At 51.6% G+C, this 21850-nt stretch carries 18 protein-coding genes; 4 read left to right on the top strand and 14 right to left on the bottom strand.

Annotation, left to right across the window (positions count from 1 at the left end; translation table 11 throughout):
• Nucleotides 1–55 precede the first annotated feature (55 nt).
• From KXD89_RS16555 to cof, 4 genes are all read right to left on the bottom strand, one after another.
• Nucleotides 56–1837 carry a SmdB family multidrug efflux ABC transporter permease/ATP-binding protein gene (locus KXD89_RS16555; protein ID WP_001256201.1) on the bottom strand — a complete coding sequence of 594 codons (1782 nt, stop codon included), beginning with the start codon at nt 1835–1837 and terminating at the stop codon, nt 56–58.
• Entirely contained in the window at nt 1830–3602 is a 1773-nt protein-coding gene (locus KXD89_RS16560) for a SmdA family multidrug ABC transporter permease/ATP-binding protein (RefSeq protein WP_001235649.1), read from the bottom strand. The genes KXD89_RS16555 and KXD89_RS16560 overlap by 8 nt, the downstream gene beginning before the upstream one ends.
• A 29-nt stretch (nt 3603–3631) precedes the next feature.
• The gene (gene decR, locus KXD89_RS16565; RefSeq protein WP_000884589.1) at nt 3632–4090 is read right to left on the bottom strand and encodes a DNA-binding transcriptional regulator DecR; all 459 of its coding nucleotides are present in this window, start codon (nt 4088–4090) and stop codon (nt 3632–3634) included.
• A gap of 152 nt (nt 4091–4242) precedes the next feature.
• Nucleotides 4243–5061, bottom strand: a complete 819-nt coding sequence (gene cof / locus KXD89_RS16570) for an HMP-PP phosphatase (RefSeq protein WP_001336137.1) — start codon at nt 5059–5061, stop codon at nt 4243–4245.
• Between the two features lie 99 nt (nt 5062–5160).
• Here cof and KXD89_RS16575 point away from each other — a divergent pair, with 99 nt between their 5' ends.
• Nucleotides 5161–6861, top strand: a complete 1701-nt coding sequence (locus KXD89_RS16575) for an SgrR family transcriptional regulator (RefSeq protein WP_001238234.1) — start codon at nt 5161–5163, stop codon at nt 6859–6861.
• Nucleotides 6862–6925: 64 nt separating this feature from the next.
• The gene (gene queC / locus KXD89_RS16580; protein ID WP_000817220.1) at nt 6926–7621 is read left to right on the top strand and encodes a 7-cyano-7-deazaguanine synthase QueC; all 696 of its coding nucleotides are present in this window, start codon (nt 6926–6928) and stop codon (nt 7619–7621) included.
• Between the two features lie 51 nt (nt 7622–7672).
• On the opposite strand, the gene fadM is transcribed toward queC, so the two are convergent.
• The 10 genes from fadM to bolA form a co-directional block, all read right to left on the bottom strand.
• Nucleotides 7673–8071 carry a long-chain acyl-CoA thioesterase FadM gene (gene fadM, locus KXD89_RS16585; protein WP_001194534.1) on the bottom strand — a complete coding sequence of 133 codons (399 nt, stop codon included), beginning with the start codon at nt 8069–8071 and terminating at the stop codon, nt 7673–7675.
• A gap of 93 nt (nt 8072–8164) precedes the next feature.
• Entirely contained in the window at nt 8165–8536 is a 372-nt protein-coding gene (locus KXD89_RS16590; RefSeq protein WP_000680312.1) for a helix-hairpin-helix domain-containing protein, read from the bottom strand.
• A 150-nt stretch (nt 8537–8686) separates the two neighbouring features.
• Nucleotides 8687–10558: a peptidylprolyl isomerase gene (gene ppiD / locus KXD89_RS16595; RefSeq protein WP_000969372.1), complete on the bottom strand. Its 1872-nt coding sequence runs from the start codon at nt 10556–10558 to the stop codon at nt 8687–8689.
• Nucleotides 10559–10749: 191 nt separating this feature from the next.
• Entirely contained in the window at nt 10750–11022 is a 273-nt protein-coding gene (gene hupB / locus KXD89_RS16600) for a nucleoid-associated protein HU-beta (protein ID WP_001043542.1), read from the bottom strand.
• A 208-nt stretch (nt 11023–11230) separates the two neighbouring features.
• A complete protein-coding gene (lon, locus tag KXD89_RS16605) occupies nt 11231–13585 on the bottom strand; it encodes an endopeptidase La (RefSeq protein ID WP_001295325.1) in 2355 nt (784 codons plus the stop codon).
• A gap of 271 nt (nt 13586–13856) precedes the next feature.
• The gene (locus KXD89_RS16610; RefSeq protein ID WP_001300563.1) at nt 13857–14969 is read right to left on the bottom strand and encodes an IS4-like element IS421 family transposase; all 1113 of its coding nucleotides are present in this window, start codon (nt 14967–14969) and stop codon (nt 13857–13859) included.
• A 153-nt stretch (nt 14970–15122) separates the two neighbouring features.
• The gene (gene clpX, locus KXD89_RS16615) at nt 15123–16397 is read right to left on the bottom strand and encodes an ATP-dependent protease ATP-binding subunit ClpX (RefSeq protein ID WP_000130305.1); all 1275 of its coding nucleotides are present in this window, start codon (nt 16395–16397) and stop codon (nt 15123–15125) included.
• 125 nt (nt 16398–16522) lie between these two features.
• Nucleotides 16523–17146 carry an ATP-dependent Clp endopeptidase proteolytic subunit ClpP gene (gene clpP / locus KXD89_RS16620; RefSeq protein WP_000122253.1) on the bottom strand — a complete coding sequence of 208 codons (624 nt, stop codon included), beginning with the start codon at nt 17144–17146 and terminating at the stop codon, nt 16523–16525.
• Between the two features lie 245 nt (nt 17147–17391).
• Nucleotides 17392–18690 (bottom strand): trigger factor, encoded by a 1299-nt coding sequence (gene tig / locus KXD89_RS16625; RefSeq protein ID WP_001198386.1) that lies wholly within the window; start codon nt 18688–18690, stop codon nt 17392–17394.
• 343 nt (nt 18691–19033) lie between these two features.
• Nucleotides 19034–19351 (bottom strand): transcriptional regulator BolA, encoded by a 318-nt coding sequence (bolA, locus tag KXD89_RS16630; protein WP_000973448.1) that lies wholly within the window; start codon nt 19349–19351, stop codon nt 19034–19036.
• A gap of 304 nt (nt 19352–19655) precedes the next feature.
• Here bolA and KXD89_RS16635 point away from each other — a divergent pair, with 304 nt between their 5' ends.
• Nucleotides 19656–20234, top strand: coding sequence for a lipoprotein (locus tag KXD89_RS16635; protein WP_001295326.1), 579 nt, complete (start codon nt 19656–19658; stop codon nt 20232–20234).
• Nucleotides 20235–20277: 43 nt separating this feature from the next.
• Nucleotides 20278–21753, top strand: a complete 1476-nt coding sequence (ampG, locus tag KXD89_RS16640; RefSeq protein ID WP_000098429.1) for a muropeptide MFS transporter AmpG — start codon at nt 20278–20280, stop codon at nt 21751–21753.
• Nucleotides 21754–21850: the final 97 nt, after the last annotated feature.

Raw genomic sequence — 21850 nt, forward strand, 5'->3', positions numbered from 1 at the left:
TATGACAGTGCACAGTGCGTTACATTTTTGCACCAACGATGAAATATTGCGCTATTCAGGCGCTCAATGATTCCTCTTCACGCACGCTGGCTGCCAGCTCTTCGCCCGCAAGTTGCAGTTGATACATCTGCCAGTAGCGTCCCTGGGCCGCCAGCAGTTGCTGGTGAGTGCCCTGCTCCACGGCTTGCCCACGATGAAGCACCAGAATGGTGTCGGCATCAACAATGGTCGATAAGCGGTGAGCAATCACTACCAGCGTGGTATGTTCACGCACCGCCGCCAGAGCATGTTGAATCGCCTGTTCAGTACCGGAGTCAATGCTGGCGGTTGCCTCATCAAGGATCAGGATTTGCGGCGTCTCGACCAGCACGCGCGCCAGTGCCAGCAGTTGCTTTTGCCCAACTGAGAGATTATTCCCCTGCTCGCCCAGCGGCGTGTAAATACCGTCGCTCATGCTACGCGCCAGCTCCGCCAGTTGCACGGTTTCCAGCGCCTGCCAGACGCGTTCTTCGGAGATATCCCGCCCCAGCGTCACGTTGGCGAGGAAGGTATCCGCCAGCACCACCGGATCTTGCTGCACCATTGCCACGCCCTGGCGCAGCGCGCTGTGACTTAGCGAACTTAATGGACGACCATCAAGGCGAATCTCACCTTCCGTTAGCGGGTAATAGCCCATCAATAAACTGGCGAGGGTGCTTTTGCCACTGCCGGTATGCCCGACCAGCGCCACAAAATTGCGCGAAGGCACAGAGAGATTAATGTTCTTTAGCACCAGATTGTCATCGCGATAAGCAAATGACACGTTATCGACTTCGATGGTGCCACTCTGTAACGGGCGATCATCATTGCCATATTGCTGGCGCGGTCCGTCCATCAGTTCAAACACGCGCTCACCAGCAACAACAGCCTGTTGCAGCATCGCCTGTTGCGTGGTCAGTTCGATTAATGGTTCGTTAAGTCGCCCAAGATAGCTGATAAACGCATACAGCACGCCCACTTCAATGGTGCCGCTGGCGGAGAAGCCAAACAGCATCAACAAGCCACAAAGAATGAGCGATGAAAACAGACTCAGCAGCGGACGCAGCAGAAAACCGTCGAGGCGCAGGGTTTGCATCCTCGCCATATAGTGTGAACGACTGGCCTCCCCCATACGTTCGCCAAATCGCGCCTGCTGACGAAACTGCTGGATAACGCTCATGCCATTGATGATTTCGTTAAAGCCGTCGTTGATATCCGCCAAATAGGCGCGCACACGACGGACAATCGGCGTGCTGTAACGCTGGTATATCACCATTACCACCAGCACCACCGGGAAAATCATTATCGCCACCAGTGCCATTCGCCAGTCGAGGCTGAACATCGCCACCAGCATCGCGCCCACCAGCGCGGCACTGCGCAGGACAGTTGCCACTACGGTAACGTAGAGATCGCGGATCACTTCAGTGTCATTAGTGACGCGGGAAATCACCTGCCCGACGGGTTGGGTATCAAACTCGCTTAATGGCTGGCGTAACGCAGCATCCATCACGTCGGTACGCAACTGTTGCACTACGCCTACTGCCGCCCGATTAAACAGCAGCGACTGCGCGTAATGTAGCCCGGCGGCAAACAGTTGCAGCCCAACATACGCCGCAGCCAGCCCTGCAACCACTTTCAACGGCAGGTTATTTTTCGCTACCATATTGTCGATAAAATAGCTGATAAGCAGCGGCCCACTGACTTCTGCCGCCGCCGCAACCCACATCATCAGGACCGCAATCCCCAGCGGTTTACGCCACGGCGAACCGTACGCTAACAGGCGCTTGAGAGTCGGCCACAGTTGGCTAAAACTACGCATCGACGGCCTCCTCGCGATTTTCCGGAGCGTCGTCGAGCGCCGCCTCCAGTTGTTGATAGCGATACATATCGCGATACCAGCCGCTTTGTTGTGCCAGCACATCATGATTGCCACGCTGGGCGATATGTCCGTGCTGCATCACAATAATTTCACTGGCTTCCGTCAGTGCAGAAAGGCGATGGGCACTGATGATTACCGTTCTTCCCTGCCCCCACTGACGCAGGTTATGCAGGATCTGGTGCTCAGTGCGTCCGTCCACCGCCGAAAGCGCATCATCAAGGATGAGGATTTCCGCGTTGACTAATAACGCACGAGCAATGGAGATACGCTGTTTTTGCCCGCCGGAAAGCATCACACCGCGCTCGCCCACCTCTGTATCGTAACCTTGCGGTAGACGCAAAATATCGTCATGTACGCTGGCTAACCGCGCGACATGCTCAATCTCTTGCTGGGTGGCATTCGGGCAACCCAGCGCGATGTTATTCGCCACAGTGTCAGAAAAAAGGAATGGCGTCTGGCTAACTACCGCCAGGCGGCTACGCCAGCTATCGAGTTGTAACTTCGTCAGAGGAATATCATGAAAGCGAATATCCCCCTCGCTGACGTCGAAATGACGCTGAATGAGCGACAACAGGGTACTTTTGCCGGAACCAGTCGGCCCGCAGATACCCAGCATCTGACCGGGTTTCAGGGCGAAATTGACGTTTTCCAGCGCAGGATGGTCAGTCTGCGGATACGTGAACTGGTGAATATTTACATCCAGTTCGCCACGCCCTTCCGGCACGGGTTCGCTACCATCGTTCACCACCGGCGCTTCCGCCAGCATCGCGCGAATACGGCTGTACGCAGCACTACCACGTTCCACAATGTTAAACATCCATGCCAGCGCCAGCATTGGCCAAATCATCAGACCTAAATACATCATAAAACTGGTGAGCTGGCCCAGCGTTAAACTGCCCTGCACCACCATCCAACTACCGCCGCCAATCGCCAGCAAGTTCGCCATACCAATCGCGATATAGATGGTCGGGTCGAAACGAGCATCAATACGCGCCACCCGCATGTTTTTTTTGCCGGTATCTTCGGCATCCGCGGCAAATAACGCCGACTGGCGATCTTCCAGACCAAAGGCTTTGATCATGCGGATACTGGTGAGGCTTTCCTGGGTGCGGTCATTAAGACTGGAAAACGCCGCCTGTGCCAGCTTAAAGCGTTCATGCAAAGCATCGCCGTTGCGCTTAATCATGATCGCCATCACTGGCATCGGCAACAGGGAAAATAAGGTCAACTGCCAGCTAATTTGCGTAGACATCATAATCAACACAGCGCAGCCCATCACCAGTGAATCCACCAGCGTCAGCACCCCTTCTCCGGCGGCAAACACGACGCGATCGACGTCATTGGTCGCACGAGCCATGAGGTCACCGGTGCGATGACGCAGGTAAAACTCAGGATGCTGCCGGCTTAGCTGACGGTAATAATCTTCACGCAGTTCAACAGCCAGTTGATAAGACGCACCAAACAGCAATACCCGCCAGACGTAACGCAGGAGATAAACCACAACGGCAATCAGCACCATGGTGGCGATCCACATCAGGATCTGCCCGGTAGTAAAGTGTTGTTCTGTCACGCCATCGACAACAATACCAACCACTTTTGGCGGAACCAGTTGCAGCATCGCGATAATGACAAGCAAGGCGACAGCCCCGAGATAGCGACGCCATTCCCGACGGAAATACCAGCTTAATTGAGCAAATAATCGCACGCGTTGTGTCCTGACCTGATTCTGGATATTTATTCGATGGGTAAAGAAGTGGTGTATTTAATCTGTTCCATCGCGAAGCTGGAAGTGACGTCCGACAGCCCCGGCACGCTGTTTACCAGACGCTTATAAAACTCGTCGTAGCGTTTCATGTCGGCAACCTGGACGCGCATCAGATAATCGTATTCACCAGCCATGCGCCAGAACCCCAGCACTTCTGGCATTTCGGTAACCACCGTGACAAAGCGGCAATACCATTCGCTGCTGTGATGTTGCGTTTTTATCAGCACAAAAGCGGTCAGGCCGAGGCCTATTTTTTCCGGATCCAGCAGGGCGACTTTGCCGATAAGGATACCGTCGTCCTCCAGCCGTTTCAGGCGCTTCCAGCAAGGGGTGGTTGTCAGATTAACGGCTTCAGCCAGTGCCTGCAAAGAGAGGGTGCAATCCTGCTGCAGTAAGGCCAGCAGCTTACGGTCAATTTTATCTAACATAGCCCTTCCACAGAGAATTTTTTTCTCTTTTAATTTTATTTTAAAGGTGAAATCACGACAATTTATTCTGTGCGGTTTAAACACCACGGCACAAAATGACAAATTCAACGCAAAAAAAACCGGGCAATTGCCCGGTGCTGGAAGGGATCTCGTTATTCGGGGGAATAAGGTAGATGTGGATAGTCCAGCCAGTGCGTCAAATAGTGAGAGACAGCCTGATTTCGGCAATGTCCAATCACCGGTAAATGCGGGAGCTCCGCGCGCAGTTGCGGCATCGCATTGCCCATAATAAATCCGCTACCGACGCTGACTAACATTTCGCGATCGTTCATCGCATCACCAAAGGCCATGCAATCGCGCAACGATAAACCTAAATGTTGGGTCAGCACCGTCAATGCAGCGCCTTTATTGCAGCCCACCGGCAGCACTTCGAGGCAATCCGTGGCGGAAAAACACAAATGTGCACGCTCGCCTAATGCTTCGTATAGCTGGATCTGCAAGCGTGTAAGATCGTCGTGATCGCCACAGAAGCAGATCTTGGTGACGCTGCCGAGTGGCATTTTTTTGACATCGATTATCTGATAACGAAAACCGCTATAGACAAATGCCTGCAACAACGCAGGGATCTCTTTCCCGGTAAACCAACCGTCGTCATTGAAGATATGCATGCTGGCTCGGGTATCCCATTGCTGATACAGCACCAGCTCCGCGACATCCGCAGGTAAATCATCACGATGTAAAAGTTCACCTTCCAGAGAATGCACGCGCGTTCCGTTGCCGGTAATCAAATACGCATCCAGCGATAGCGCCCCGAGAATATGCTGCATCTCCAGCGCATGACGCCCCGTGGCAAAAGTGAGGGTAATGTCGCGTTCACGCAGTCGCGCCAAAGTAGAGAGGGTTTTCTCACCTAAATGATGGTCGGGCATCAATAAAGTGCCATCCATATCAAATGCTGCCAGACGAGCCATTTCTTTCTCCACTCTGTGACACGGTTAATGGTGATTGAGTATCACCTGATATATACGGAAGTAATAGTGAATAGTTAAATAATATTGTTCCGGGTTTATATGCGATTGCTCAACCGTCTTAACCAGTATCAACGTCTGTGGCAACCTTCCGCCGGAAAGCCGCAAACCGTCACCGTCAGCGAACTGGCCGAACGCTGTTTTTGCAGCGAACGCCATGTTCGTACGCTGTTGCGTCAGGCACAGGAGGCGGGATGGCTGGAGTGGCAGGCGCAGTCAGGACGCGGAAAGCGCGGACAATTACGCTTTCTGGTCACGCCGGAATCGCTACGCAATGCGATGATGGAACAGGCACTGGAAACCGGAAAGCAGCAAGATGTGCTGGAGCTGGCGCAACTGGCCCCAGGTGAGCTGCGCACTCTGTTACAGCCGTTTATGGGCGGACAATGGCAAAACGATACACCCACGTTGCGTATTCCCTACTATCGCCCGCTCGAACCGCTACAACCAGGCTTTTTGCCCGGCCGTGCCGAGCAGCATCTCGCCGGGCAGATATTTTCCGGCCTGACCCGCTTCGATAATAATACTCAGCGCCCGATTGGCGATTTAGCGCATCACTGGGAAACCTCTACTGACGGGTTACGCTGGGACTTTTATCTTCGTTCAACCCTACACTGGCATAACGGCGATGCAGTAAAAGCCTCACACTTACACCAGCGATTATTGATGCTGTTACAACTGCCAGCACTGGATCAATTATTTATTAGCGTGAAGCGTATTGAAGTCACCCATCCGCAGTGTCTGACCTTCTTTTTACATCGCCCTGATTACTGGCTTGCGCACCGGCTGGCGAGCTATTGCAGCCATCTGGCGCATCCGCAATTCCCACTGATCGGCACGGGTCCTTTTCGCTTAACACAATTCACAGCAGAGCTGGTGCGCCTGGAAAGCCATGATTATTACCATTTACGTCATCCGCTGCTTAAAGCGGTTGAGTACTGGATAACTCCGCCGCTTTTCGAAAAAGATTTGGGAACCAGTTGTCGGCATCCCGTGCAAATCACCATCGGCAAACCGGAGGAGCTGCAACGGGTCAGCCAGGTCAGTAGCGGCATCAGTTTAGGTTTTTGCTATTTGACGTTGCGCAAAAGTCCCCGACTCTCCCTCTGGCAGGCGCGAAAAGTGATCTCCATTATTCATCAATCCGGTTTATTACAAACGTTAGAAGTCGGAGAAAACCTGATCACCGCCAGTCATGCATTACTGCCAGGCTGGACTATTCCGCATTGGCAGGTACCGGATGAAGTCAAACTACCGAAAACCTTGACGCTGGTTTATCACCTACCGATAGAACTTCATACCATGGCAGAACGCCTACAGGCGACACTGGCAGCGGAAGGCTGTGAACTCACAATTATTTTTCATAACGCAAAAAACTGGGACGACACGACCCTACAGGCACACGCAGACCTCATGATGGGCGACAGATTAATTGGCGAAGCACCGGAATATACTCTGGAGCAATGGCTGCGCTGCGATCCGCTGTGGCCACATGTTTTCGACGCTCCAGCATACGCACATCTACAATCGACACTGGATGCCGTGCAAATAATGCCTGATGAAGAAAACCGATTTAATGCCCTGAAAGCGGTTTTTAGCCAGTTAATGACAGATGCGACGCTGACGCCGCTGTTCAACTATCACTATCGCATTAGTGCCCCTCCCGGCGTGAACGGTGTGCGACTGACACCGCGCGGCTGGTTTGAATTTACCGAAGCCTGGCTTCCCGCGCCATCGCAATGAATAGCTGGTCCGGGTTAATCGCAGGCGTTACCATAACGCTTTTATTGTTCAAGCAGGATTATCTATGAAACGTGCTGTCGTTGTGTTCAGTGGAGGTCAGGATTCCACCACCTGTCTGGTGCAGGCATTACAACAATATGATGAAGTCCATTGCGTGACGTTCGATTACGGTCAGCGGCATCGCGCAGAAATCGACGTGGCACGCGAACTGGCGCTGAAACTGGGGGCACGCGCGCATAAGGTGCTGGATGTCACCCTGCTCAACGAGCTGGCGGTCAGTAGCCTGACGCGTGACAGCATTCCGGTGCCTGATTATGAACCTGAAGCCGATGGTATCCCGAATACGTTTGTCCCAGGGCGTAATATTTTGTTCCTGACGCTGGCGGCAATATATGCGTATCAGGTAAAAGCAGAAGCCGTAATTACTGGCGTCTGCGAAACGGATTTCTCCGGCTACCCGGATTGCCGCGATGAGTTTGTGAAAGCACTAAACCATGCCGTCAGTTTGGGCATGGCGAAAGATATTCGTTTTGAAACGCCGCTGATGTGGATTGATAAAGCGGAAACCTGGGCGCTGGCAGATTATTACGGCAAACTGGATTTAGTCCGTAACGAAACGTTGACCTGCTATAACGGCTTTAAAGGCGACGGTTGCGGTCATTGTGCGGCATGTAATTTACGCGCCAACGGTTTGAATCATTATCTGGCCGATAAACCGACGGTGATGGCAGCGATGAAGCAGAAAACCGGGTTGAGGTAATTATTCCGGGTGTCGCCGGATGCGGCTTGAGCATCCGGCACCACAAAACGTTTACTTAACCATCTGCTCCAGCTTTTCGCGCAATTCCCCTTCCAGAGCTAATGCTTTCTGCGTTTTAAGATCAATACAAACAAACGTAATAAGCGCATCCGCTACCACCTGCCCTTCCGGCTCCAGTGTAATGACCTGGCTTAAGATGCCGCTTTTACCGTTTAATTGCTGCAACTGACTGGTAATAGTTAACAGGTCACTTAATACCGCTGGGCGACGATAGTTAATATTGATATTGACCACGACGAAGGCGATGTTATGGGCCGTCATCCACTGAAAACTGTCGCTATTTTCCAACCCATCCCAGCGGGCTTCTTCGAGAAATTCAAGGTAGCGGGCGTTGTTGACGTGCTGGTAAACGTCGAGATGATATCCACGAACTTTGATTTGTGTTTGCATAGCGCAATAACCTTACGTTGTTGTTATAAGTACAGAGGTCATAACTGGTATGACCTCTTCAGTCTGGCAAAAAATTGCCACTATGCAAATTAATTACAGGGTTAATACCGCCAGATTACGTTCCACCAGCGAATTGCCCATCCCCGGCACCTGCTTTAGATCCTCCACAGTTTTAAACGGACCGTACTCTTCGCGATAACTGACAATCGCCTGCGCTTTCTTCAGGCCAACGCCATTCATCGCGCGGGCTAGCTCTTCCGCGCTGGCATTATTAATGCTGACCCGGGTGCCTTCTTCGTCACTGGCTTTCGCCGGTACTGCTGCTTTACTTTGTGCTGCAGGAGCTTCCGCTTTGGTTTCTACCGCCGTCGGTTTCGCCACAGAAGCTGCCGCCAGCGCGCTATGAGACATTCCGGCACAGGCCAGGGACAGGGTAATGAGCAGTGCTTTAATTCCGTGTTTCATACTGTTTTCTCCTTGTTTGTTAACAGTGGAATCACCTTAACGGCAGTGAAAACAGTAAACAAATGGCAATGTTCAGAAATGGAAAAGGCCGCGAAAGCGACCTTTTCTTGTTACAGCTGCAACGCATTTTTTTGCGAGGCGGCTTCAGGATTATTGCTGTTCCAGCGCATCGCCAATTTTGATTTTCGCCTCTTTACGCAGGTTACTCATCAGAGCTTCAAAGACGATTTGTGCGTTGTTCTGGGTGATACCCTGCACCATCGCTTTTTTCTGATCTTCCGGCATTGAACCTTGTTTCACTTCATCCAGCGCCAGCAGAACCACATTACCTTGCATATCGGTCGCCATACCGTAGCTCGGTTTGTCTTTCGCTGGCAGTGGCAGTGCAAACGCCGCCTGGCTAATCGGGTCACGACCGGAACGGCTTAAGGTTTTCGGCTCGCCAAATTTCAGACCGGCAGCCTGCATAGCTTCCGCACCTTTGCCGGCTTTCAAATCAACCAGCAGTTTCTCAGCATCCACTTTCGCCTGTTGTTCAGCTTTGTTGTGCTGAACCAATGCCTTAACTTGTTCCTGAACATCTGCCAACGGTTTCACCGCTTCCGGTTTGTGCTCGCTGATGCGCAGCACGAATGCGCGGTCGCCGTCTACGGTGATGATGTCAGAGTTGATGCCCGGCGCGCCGTTTTCACCTACCAGACCGCCGTTAAAGATAGCGTCGGCAACCGGCTTGAAGTTCAACTCTTCCGGCAGGTTATCTTTGCTGAACCAACCCGTCTGAGTGGCTTTAACGCCGGCAGCTTGCTCTGCACCGGCCAGAGACTCGGTGTCGTTGCTTGCCGCATCGCTCACTTTCTGCTGCAGCGCGTAGTACGCATCGAGGGCTTTTTCGTGTTTCACTTTCGCCGCAATGTCGTCACGTACTTCGTCTAACGATTTCACTTTCGCTGGCTGAATGTCGTCCAGACGTACAATCAGGAAACCGACCGAAGATTTGATGACACCAGACAGTTGGCCTTTTTCTTTCAGACCAGCATTTTTCAGTTCGTCCGGGATAGTGGCATCTTCTAACCAACCCATATCGCCGCCGTTACGAGCAGAGATAATATCGGCAGATTTTTCTTTGGCTAATGCAGCAAAATCACCGCCTTTATTCAGCTCATCAAGTACCGCTTTCGCTTCATCTTCAGTTTTGGTCTGGATGATGCTGTAGCGGGTACGCTGCGGCTGGGTGAATTGATCCTGATGCTGGTCGTAGTAGCTCTGGATATCCGCATCGCTAACCGGTTGCTGCATCGTTGCGGCATCCAGCTTGATGTAACTCACGCGGAATTGTTCCGGCGTCATGAAATTGTTTTTGTTTTGTTCGTAGTAGCTGGCAATCTCCTGTTCGGTCACAGGCTGCTTCGCCGCCAGCGCGTTAACATCGATAGTCGCCTCACGCACCACGCGTTGTTGCGCGACCAGTGCCGCCAGCTCGTCGGTTTCACCTTTCAGCATAAAATCGGTACCGGCAACGCCGTTAATCAGCTGTTGGGTAGTGAGCTGGTTACGCAGCGCCTGGGCGTACTGATCGGCGGTCATCCCCATCTGGTTGAGGATACCGTTATAGCGGCTGTTATCAAATTTGCCGTCAACCTGGAAGGCTGGGGTCGCGAAAATCGCCTGTTTAACCTGCTCATCGCTGATACCCAGTTTCAGCTCACGTGCGTACTGATCCAGCAGCGCCTCGTCGATCAGACGATTCAGCACCTGTTGACGCAGGGTTTTCATATAGCCTTCGTTCGCTGCCAGCTCGGAGTATTGATCGCCCAGCTGTTGCTGCATGCGATTACGCTCGCTGTTGAAGGCGTTCTCGAATTGCCCACGGCTGATTTCCTGGTCATTCACTTTTGCGGCGTAGTTATTGCCTCCGCCAATCAGGTAACCACTCACGCCGGTCAATATGAACGACACGATAATGATACCGAAAATAATCTTGAGCACGAGACTGTTTGCAGCCGTGCGTAAGCTGTCCATCATGGTGTAACAACACTCCGCTGTAGATGACTGTGTACCTCACGCAACGTATCGATGCGCGCAAAGGCCTATTGTGACAAGAAACGGGGGCAATTGTCAGCCCACAAGACGCAGAAAGTCACCGAATACAAATAAAAAAGGCACATCAGTAGATGCGCCCTTGAACTTCGTCACATCCCCACTGGGGACAACGCTTAGTTTACCGCGTCTTTCAGTGCTTTACCTGCACGGAAGCTCGGTACTTTAGCAGCAGCGATGGTGATCTCTTTACCGGTCTGCGGGTTGCGGCCAGTACGGGCAGCACGCTCTTTAACGGCAAAAGTACCAAAACCTACCAGTGCTACATCATCCCCTTCTTTCAGAGATTCAGTTACGGAAGCAATAATAGCATCTAACGCACGGCCAGCCGCAGCTTTAGAGATATCAGCCCCTGCAGCAATCTTGTCGATCAATTGAGATTTATTCACTCTTCTCTTCCTCTTTATAATTTATATCGCACTTGAATCCTTCAAGGTACGAACGCGCAGCAGTTATATCAGGCCAGCCATCCCCTTACAACACCCCTTAATAAGGGCAAGCCCGATCCGCCATCTAACTTAGCGAGACAAAAAAAGGCTGGCAAGCCCGAATTAGCCTGCCAGCCCTGTTTTTATTAGTGCATTTTGCGCGAGGTCACTATTTTGCAGTCACAACCTGCATACCAGACGGTTCATTTTGCAGCGCCAGAGTCAGAACTTCCTCAATGCGCTTCACAGGATGAATGTCCAGATCGGCAATTACGTTGTCAGGAATCTCTTCCAGATCGCGTTTATTTTCGAACGGAATTAGCACTGTTTTAATCCCGCCGCGATGCGCTGCCAGGAGTTTTTCTTTCAAACCACCGATCGGCAGTACCTGACCACGCAGAGTGATCTCACCGGTCATTGCCACATCGGCACGAACCGGGTTACCGGTCAGGCAAGAAACCAGCGCGGTGCACATAGCAATACCGGCACTCGGACCATCTTTCGGCGTCGCACCTTCCGGTACGTGGACGTGGATGTCACGTTTTTCGTAAAAATCAGGGTTGATCCCCAGTTTTTCCGCACGCGCACGAACCACCGTTAACGCCGCCTGAATGGACTCCTGCATCACTTCGCCGAGCGAACCGGTATAGGTCAGTTTGCCTTTACCCGGAACACATGCGGTTTCAATGGTCAGCAAGTCACCGCCCACTTCCGTCCACGCCAGACCGGTTACCTGACCGACACGGTTTTCGTTATCCGCGCGACCATAGTCGAAACGCTGAACACCGAGATAGTCATGCAGGTTATCGCCGTTAATTTCGATATGTTTTAATGACTTATCGAGCAGTAACTGCTTAACCGCTTTGCGACACAGTTTGGAGATTTCACGCTCCAGACCACGCACGCCCGCCTCACGGGTGTAGTAACGAATAATGCCGATAATGGCGCTATCGTCGACGGTCAGCTCACCTTTTTTCAGTGCATTACGTTCAATCTGCTTCGGCAGCAGGTGACGTTTGGCGATGTTCAGTTTTTCATCTTCGGTATAACCGGAGAGGCGAATCACTTCCATACGATCCAGCAGCGGTGCCGGAATGTTCATGGAGTTCGACGTCGCGACAAACATCACGTCGCTGAGATCGTAATCCACTTCCAGGTAGTGGTCGCTGAACGCTACGTTCTGCTCTGGATCCAGCACTTCAAGCAGTGCAGAGGCCGGATCGCCACGCATGTCAGAAGACATTTTGTCGATCTCATCGAGCAGGAACAGCGGGTTTTTCACGCCCACTTTCGCCATTTTCTGGATCAGTTTACCCGGCATAGAACCGATGTAAGTACGGCGGTGACCACGGATTTCCGCTTCATCACGCACGCCGCCCAGCGCCATACGGACATATTTACGCCCGGTGGCTTTGGCAATGGACTGACCAAGAGAGGTTTTACCTACCCCCGGCGGCCCTACCAGGCAGAGGATCGGTCCCTTGATTTTGTTGACACGGCTTTGAACCGCAAGATACTCAAGGATTCGATCTTTCACGCGCTCCAGACCATAATGGTCGGTATCAAGGATTTCCTGCGCCTGACGCAGGTCTTTTTTGACCTTGCTACGCGCATTCCACGGCACCTGTACCATCCAGTCGATATAACCACGCACTACGGTCGCTTCTGCCGACATCGGAGACATCATTTTCAGCTTCTGCAACTCTGCTTCCGCTTTCTCTTTTGCCTCTTTCGGCATCTTCGCCGCGTCGATTTTGCGCTTCAGGGCTTCGTTTTCGTCCGGCGCGTCGTCCATTTCACCGAGTTCTTTCTGAATAGCTTTCATTTGCTCGTTCAGATAGTACTCACGCTGGGATTTCTCCATCTGCTTTTTAACGCGGTTGCGAATGCGTTTCTCAACCTGCAGCAGATCGATTTCCGATTCCATCATTGCCATCAGATATTCCAGACGTTCGTTAACGTCGGACATCTCCAGAACAGACTGTTTGTCAGCCAGTTTCAGCGGCATATGTGCAGCAATGGTATCCGCCAGACGCGCCGGATCGTCGATGCTATTCAGCGACGTCAGCACTTCTGGTGGGATTTTTTTGTTCAGCTTGATGTAGCCTTCGAACTGGCTGATTGCAGTACGCACCAGCACTTCCTGTTCCCGCTCATCAATGGTCGGCGACTCCAGATACTCCGCCTTCGCAGAAAAGTGTTCGCCATTGTCAGAGAGCGCAGAAATACGCGCGCGCTGTAACCCCTCGACCAGCACTTTGACGGTGCCGTCAGGCAGTTTCAGCATCTGCAATATAGAGGCCACGGTCCCGACGGTGAAAAGATCGTTTACACCCGGCTCATCCGTTGAAGCTTCTTTCTGCGCGACCAGCATAATTTTTTTATCATGGTCCATCGCCGCTTCCAGACAACGGATAGATTTTTCCCGCCCGACAAATAAGGGGATGACCATGTGCGGATAAACCACCACATCGCGCAGCGGCAATACGGGGATTTCAATGCGTTCAGAACGCTCAGGATTCATAGAGCTCTCTCTTAGTTTAATTTCCGCCAGGTAATCAGATGACACGACTGTGCTTCACGCCATCTATTAACATGTACGTCAGTATATGGGGATGTTTCCCCATAAGCGCTAACTTAAGGGTTGAACCATCTGAAGAATGCGACGCCTCGGTGCCTCGTTAAGACGATGCCTCGCGTTCTTCAATTGCGTTTTGTAGGCTGTCAGGGATACTGTCCCACGAATGGCCACCTGTAAGCTCCAGATGACCATTTTTGTTATTCTCCACAACGAGTTAGTTCTTCTTTTCGGATCCGGCACTTCTGGGGGGGAAATCCAGCGATGGCTGGATTATGTCGTCAATTAAAAATGCGGCGAGTAGATTAGCAAATATCCACGCTTTCGCGAGTTCAGGTTCCTTTGCACGCAAAGCATCCAGGTGCAGCAAACTTTTGAGCCGCTTAAAAGCCAGTTCAATTTGCCATCGCAGACGGTAACAATCAGCCACTTGCTCTGCTGAATATTCATCTTCCGGTAATGATGTTAGCAATAGCACATGGCCCGCTGCTTCCAGCGTTTCCGCCTGAACTACTCGTCCTTTTCGACGATTCTCGCTGAGCAGTCGGGTTTTACTGATTAATGCTTTTTCGGGAGGAAGTGATACGGCAATGAGACGTGCCGGAAAGGGAGCTCCGGCTTTTTTATTACCTGAATTGCCTATCATTACAGTGGTTTCACCGTTCTTACCGCAATCCAGCCCGCGCAGAAAACCCATCATGTCAAAGCGCATTCCTTCTGCAGTTAACCAGCGCAATCCTCGCCAGTGAACCCGGACGATATAATCAGCTTCTCCAAAAGCAAGTGAGCGGATACATTCGGGACGCGAACCGAATCCCCGGTCAGCAATGCGTATCTCGTCTGCCGTTTGCGCAAATCGGTCCAGCCGTTCAGCGTCTCTGCTGTCGGTTAGCTCAAAATCAGTGAACTGACAGGTATGAGGATCATATCCCATATGTAGTCGCCATTCAGCGCTGCCGCCCCCGGGCGCACTGATTGCTGTTCCATCGACAAGACGCAATCTCTTTCCGCTTGTACAACCCGTAACTGCGGCGCGTACAGCAAGTGTTTGTGCGGCAAGTATGCCAAACCAGTCGGCGGCATTCCGCAGCCGCTTCAGGAGAGCCACGTCAGATAATGTTGCAACGTCATGGAGCTGAGCCCATGCAGTGACTTCACGTAATGACATCCCCCCGGGGCCGTAAGCCAGCCCCAGACGTAGCAGAGTTGCAGCATCACGAATTTCGCGGCGGCGGGTTAGAGCCCCGGCATTACGTGCCGAAGTATCCAGTTCTTCGGGCTTACCAATATGGGCCAGAATTGCTGACCAGTTATCGTGAGAGTAATTCATCGGCACGTTAAATCATATCAGGCGTAATACCACAACCCTTAAGTTAGCGCTTATGGGATGTTTCCCCCACATTCAACGCCGAGAATAGAGGAAAAATTAAAGGGGAGATAAAATCCCCCCTTTTTGGTTAACTAATTGTATGGGAATGGTTAATTATTCACCAGATGCCTGTTGCGCTTCCGGCTTGCCATAAATCAGCAACGGTTTGCTTTGACCATCAATTACCGACTCGTCGATAACCACTTTTTCGACGTCTTCCATGGACGGCAGATCGTACATGGTATCGAGCAGTGCGGCTTCTACGATGGAACGCAGGCCACGGGCACCGGTTTTACGCGCCATCGCTTTCTTAGCGATAGCATCCAGCGCCTCGTCACGGAATTCCAGATCCACGCCTTCCAGATTAAACAGCGCCTGATACTGCTTGGTCAGGGCGTTTTTCGGCTCTTTGAGGATCTGAATCAGAGCTTCTTCGCTCAGTTCATTCAACGTTGCGACAACCGGCAGACGACCAATAAACTCAGGGATAAGACCAAACTTGATCAGATCTTCCGGTTCAACCTGCGCCAGCAGCTCGCCTTCGCTTGCTTTGTCGGACTTCGCTTTTACCGTCGCGCCAAAACCAATGCCGGAGCCGGTTTCTACACGGTGGGAAATCACTTTATCCAGACCGGCAAACGCACCGCCACAAATAAACAGGATCTTAGAGGTATCAACCTGCAAGAATTCCTGCTGCGGATGTTTACGCCCACCTTGCGGTGGAACAGCAGCTACCGTACCTTCGATCAGTTTCAACAGTGCCTGCTGTACGCCTTCACCGGAAACGTCTCGGGTAATGGACGGGTTGTCTGACTTACGAGAAATCTTGTCGATTTCATCGATGTAGACAATACCACGCTGTGCTTTCTGGACATCGTAGTCGCATTTCTGCAACAGCTTCTGAATGATGTTTTCAACGTCTTCACCCACATAACCGGCTTCGGTCAGTGTAGTCGCGTCGGCCATGGTGAACGGAACATCCAGCAGGCGCGCCAGCGTTTCAGCCAGCAGCGTTTTACCGGAACCGGTCGGACCGATCAGCAGAATGTTACTTTTGCCCAACTCGACGCCATTGCTGGTATCGCCGTTGCGCAGACGTTTGTAATGGTTGTATACCGCGACCGCCAGCACTTTTTTCGCCTGTTCCTGGCCGATAACGTAATCGTCCAGGTGGTTGCGAATTTCATGCGGCGTCGGTAGCGCACTGCGTTCACGATGCGGTGCAACTTCTTTAATCTCTTCGCGAATGATGTCGTTACATAAATCAACACATTCGTCGCAGATATACACGGATGGACCGGCAATCAGCTTGCGCACTTCATGCTGGCTTTTGCCGCAAAAAGAGCAATACAGCAATTTGCCTGAGCCATCTTTGCGTTTATCTGTCATGGGTCAAAACCTCTTCTTTGTTCTTTGTGCCGCACACGACGACGCAAATGCCATTCTCAGGCGCAAGCCGCTTACAGCGTTGTGCCGCCCTGGATAAGTATAGCGGCACAGTTGCGCCTCTGGCATCAATTACGATGGGTCAGAATCGAATCGACCAGACCGTATTCCACCGCTTCAGGGGCGGAAAGGAAGCGATCGCGCTCGGTATCACGTTCAATCTGTTCTAATGATTGACCCGTATGAAGCGCCATAAGTTCATTCATGCGCCCTTTAACTTTCAGAATTTCACGGGCATGAATTTCGATATCGGTCGCCTGGCCCTGGTAGCCGCCCAACGGTTGGTGAATCATCACGCGCGAATTCGGCAGGCAAAAACGTTTACCTTTTGCCCCTGCGGTCAGCAAGAAAGCGCCCATCGAGGCCGCCTGGCCCATACAGATGGTGCTGACATCAGGCTTGATAAACTGCATGGTGTCATAGATAGACATCCCGGCAGTGATCACCCCGCCTGGGGAGTTAATGTACAGATAGATATCTTTTTCTGGGTTTTCCGCTTCCAGGAACAGCATCTGCGCCACAATCAGGTTAGCCATGTGGTCTTCAACCTGGCCAGTCAGAAAAATGACGCGTTCCTTAAGTAGACGAGAATAGATATCAAAAGAGCGCTCACCGCGTGAGGTCTGTTCAATGACCATCGGCACCAGCGCCATATGGGGTGCAAAGTTATCTCGTTCGCCGCTGTATGACATTTCCGTCTCCTGGATAAAATTGAAAAAACCTGCTGTACCGATTGTAACCTTATGGACGGATTATCAGCTAGTCCCTGTGTTATGGGTACGGCATCACCATATTTCAAGCATAACAATCTTTTGTTGTTACGCTAACACCGAAAGAGGCTTTTCGCACGGTTCCATGCAAAATTCATGACAAAAAAAAGCCCACCACCTGGCGGTGACGGGCCTTTGTGCGAATTTAGCGCGTTATGCTGCGTAAATTACGCCTGCTGGTTCATCAGCTCGTTGAAAGTGGTTTCTTTTTCAGTCACTTTCGCTTTCGCCAGTACAGCTTCAACAGCCTGTTCTTCCAGAGCAACATTGCGCATGTTGTCCATCAGTTCTTTGTTTTTGCTGTAGAACTCGATAACTTCTTTCGGATCTTCGTACGCAGAAGCCATCTCTTCGATCAGGCCTTTCACGCGCTCTTCGTCAGCTTTCAGCTCGTTGGTGCGGATAACTTCGCCCAGCAGCAGGCCAACAACTACGCGGCGTTTAGCCTGTTCTTCGAACAGTTCGCGCGGCAGTTCCAGAGCTTGTTTTTCGTTGCCACCGAAACGCTGTGCAGCCTGGCGACGCAGAACGTCGATTTCGCTGTCGATCAGCGCAGCCGGTACGTCGATGTCGTTAGCTTTTACCAGACCTTCGATCGCCTGAGACTTAACGCGGTTACGGATGGCGCTCTTCAGCTCGCGCTCCATGTTTTTACGCACTTCAGCGCGCAGACCTTCTACGGAACCATCTTCAACGCCGAAACGTTTGATGAATTCTGCAGTCAGTTCCGGCAGTTCACGCTCTTCAACTTTCTTCAGGTTGATAGCGAATTTCGCTGCTTTACCTTTCAGGTTTTCTGCGTGGTATTCTTCCGGGAAGGTCACGTCGATGGTGAACTCTTCGCCAGCTTTGTGGCCTTTGATACCGTCTTCAAAGCCCGGGATCATACGACCCTGGCCCATCGCCAGTACGAAATCAGACGCTTTACCGCCTTCGAACTCTTCGCCGTCTACAGAACCGGTGAAGTCGATGGTTACGCGGTCTTCTGCTTCAACAGCGCCGTCTTTTTCTTTCCAGGTCGCCTGCTGTTTACGCAGAGTATCCAGCATGCCGTCAACGTCAGCGTCGGTCACTTCAACGATCGGTTTTTCAACTTCGATCGCTTCCAGACCCTGCAGTTCAACTTCCGGATAAACTTCAAACTCTACAGAGTAAGTGAAGTCTTCACCCAGCTTGTATTCGCCCGGAACATAAGTCGGTGCGCCAGCCGGATTGATTTTTTCTTTAATGATGGCGTCAATGAAGTTACGGCTCATCAGGTCACCCAGAACGTCCTGGCGTACAGACGCGCCATAACGCTGAGCAACGATATTCATTGGCACTTTGCCTTTGCGGAAGCCGTCAATACGTACTTTTTTCGCAACGTTGACCAGCTCGCTTTTAACAGCGGTCTCGATGCTGTCAGCAGCGATAGTAATCGTTACACGGCGGCCAAGGCCTTGAGTGGTTTCAACTGAAACTTGCATCTTGTTACCTCAAAAAATCACAGTGCTCGGTCAACTCTTACCCCGCAAGCACAGGTTGTTGGCTTCGCGGAACCGGGATGTTCTTATAATCAATCACATTCCCTGTTACCAGAATCATCCCGAAAGCATTCAAATAGGACGCGGCATTATAGCGGCATCACTTTTATGAGTCGAGAACGGTTATTGCGCGCTGTCGCGTATTTTTTCACAATTCCCGGGCAATTTTCGTCTGAATGCTGGGCAAAAAGCGCAAAATCCAGACAAAACAAAACGGCCCGCAGGCCGTTTTTCATAAAATCTTTAGCAACATACTGGAAAAGCGCCGACAGTTGCAAATGCGTTTTTACGCGATGCTTCCTGCTCCACGACAGGGAGGAGAGGCAAAGACGGTGTCCTGCAACCCTTCCCACTCCTTAATAGTGTAAGTATGCAGAGCCAGCGCATGAACGGTAGTAGAGAGTTCCTCCGCTAAAGTACTGTAAATCATTCGATGACGATTCAGAAAACGTTCACCCGTAAAACGATCGCTGACCAGCACAACTTTAAAATGGCTTTCAGAGCCGGCTGGGACATTGTGACGATAGCTTTCATCCACTACTTCGAGGAATACGGGTTGGAACGCCGCCCTTAATTTTTCTTCTATCCGCTCACGTATCATCATGAAATATCTCCTCCGACAACGCTGAGATGTCATCCATCCCTTTAAATACTAGCCGCTTTTACCGTTTCCATTGCAGCTTAACAACAAATATTTAGGTTTCGTCCTGGTTTTTCCGTCAAGCGTATGAAGTTTACTGATTTAAAGATTGAAACACAGGCCTCGCATCAGTGTTTCTTTTACCAGGGGCGATTATTTCGTCAACATGATGAATTTACATGCCTTACCCACTTCCCCTCGCCGTTGGCAATGTTATGATGGCGGGAATTTTTACCAAACACGCTTAAGAGTCTCTGAGAGCCCGAACATGTTCAAAAAAATCCTCTTCCCGTTAGTTGCTCTGTTTATGCTTGCAGGATGCGCAAAACCGCCAACAACTATTGAAGTTTCCCCGACGATTACACTGCCACAGCAGGATCCAAGCCTGATGGGCGTCACCGTAAGCATTAATGGTGCCGATCAGCGTACCGATCAGGCGCTGGCAAAAGTCACCCGCGATAATCAAATCGTTACCCTGACCGCCTCCCGCGATCTGCGTTTCCTGCTGCAAGAAGTGCTGGAAAAACAGATGACCGCGCGTGGTTACATGGTTGGTCCGAATGGCCCGGTTAATCTGCAAATCATCGTTAGCCAACTGTATGCTGACGTGTCCCAGGGCAACGTGCGCTACAACATCGCGACCAAAGCGGATATCGCCATCATCGCTACCGCGCAGAATGGCAACAAAATGACCAAAAACTATCGTGCCAGCTACAACGTTGAAGGTGCGTTCCAGGCCTCCAACAAAAATATCGCCGATGCGGTTAACAGTGTGCTGACCGATACCATCGCTGATATGTCTCAGGACACCAGCATCCACGAATTCATCAAGCAGAACGCGCGTTAATTTCTGCCCTCTGGCCCGGTGCAAGCCGGGCCTGTAGACGCCCATGTCCAGTCAATATTTACGTATTTTTCAACAGCCGCGTTCAGCCATATTGCTGATCCTGGGTTTTGCTTCCGGGCTACCGCTCGCCCTGACATCCGGTACCTTACAGGCCTGGATGACGGTCGAGAATATCGATCTCAAAACCATTGGTTTCTTCTCTCTGGTAGGCCAGGCTTACGTTTTTAAATTCCTCTGGTCACCGCTGATGGACCGCTACACGCCTCCATTTTTTGGGCGGCGGCGCGGTTGGCTGCTCGCCACGCAAATCCTGTTATTAGTCGCCATTGCGGCGATGGGTTTTCTCGAACCAGGCACCCAACTCCGCTGGATGGCGGCGCTGGCAGTGGTGATCGCTTTTTGCTCTGCTTCCCAGGATATAGTCTTCGATGCGTGGAAAACCGATGTGCTTCCGGCAGAAGAACGTGGTGCGGGCGCGGCAATCAGCGTGCTGGGTTACCGTTTAGGGATGCTGGTTTCCGGCGGCCTAGCCCTGTGGCTGGCAGATAAATGGCTGGGCTGGCAGGGCATGTACTGGTTAATGGCGGCACTGTTGATCCCCTGTATTATCGCGACGTTGCTTGCACCAGAACCAACCGACACCATTCCTGTGCCCAAAACGCTGGAACAAGCGGTTGTTGCACCTCTGCGAGATTTCTTTGGTCGCAATAATGCCTGGCTTATTTTGCTTCTTATCGTGCTGTATAAGCTGGGCGACGCATTCGCCATGAGCCTGACAACCACGTTTTTGATTCGCGGCGTCGGGTTTGATGCGGGTGAAGTAGGCGTGGTTAACAAAACGCTTGGCTTACTAGCGACCATTGTTGGCGCATTGTACGGTGGGATTTTGATGCAGCGCCTGTCACTGTTCCGGGCACTGCTGATTTTCGGCATTTTACAAGGTGCGTCTAACGCCGGTTACTGGCTGCTGTCGATTACTGATAAGCATCTCTACAGCATGGGCGCAGCCGTCTTTTTCGAAAACCTCTGTGGCGGGATGGGCACATCAGCCTTTGTCGCGCTGTTAATGACGCTATGTAATAAGTCATTTTCCGCTACTCAATTTGCCCTGCTCTCAGCGCTTTCTGCTGTAGGGCGAGTTTATGTCGGCCCCGTGGCGGGTTGGTTTGTTGAAGCACACGGCTGGTCGACATTCTATCTATTCTCCGTCGCCGCTGCCGTACCAGGGCTTATTTTGCTGCTGGTTTGCCGCCAGACGCTTGAATATACACGAGTAAATGACAACTTTATCTCCCGTACCGCATATCCGGCAGGTTATGCCTTTGCCATGTGGACACTGGCGGCGGGCGTCAGCCTGTTGGCCGTGTGGTTACTGCTATTGACGATGGACGCGCTGGATTTGACGCACTTCTCTTTCCTGCCTGCTCTGCTGGAAGTCGGGGTTTTAGTCGCCCTTTCTGGCGTCGTGCTTGGTGGTTTGCTGGATTATCTGGCGCTACGAAAAACGCATCTGACGTAATCTGTAAATATTATTTAGCTGTAGTAATCACTCGCCGTAATTATTACGGCTAAATAAACATCAGTATCGCTTATTAATATTTGTTCTTTTGTGCGGC

It is taken from the genome of Escherichia sp. TC-EC600-tetX4 (assembly GCF_019356055.1).
GTDB lineage: Bacteria > Pseudomonadota > Gammaproteobacteria > Enterobacterales > Enterobacteriaceae.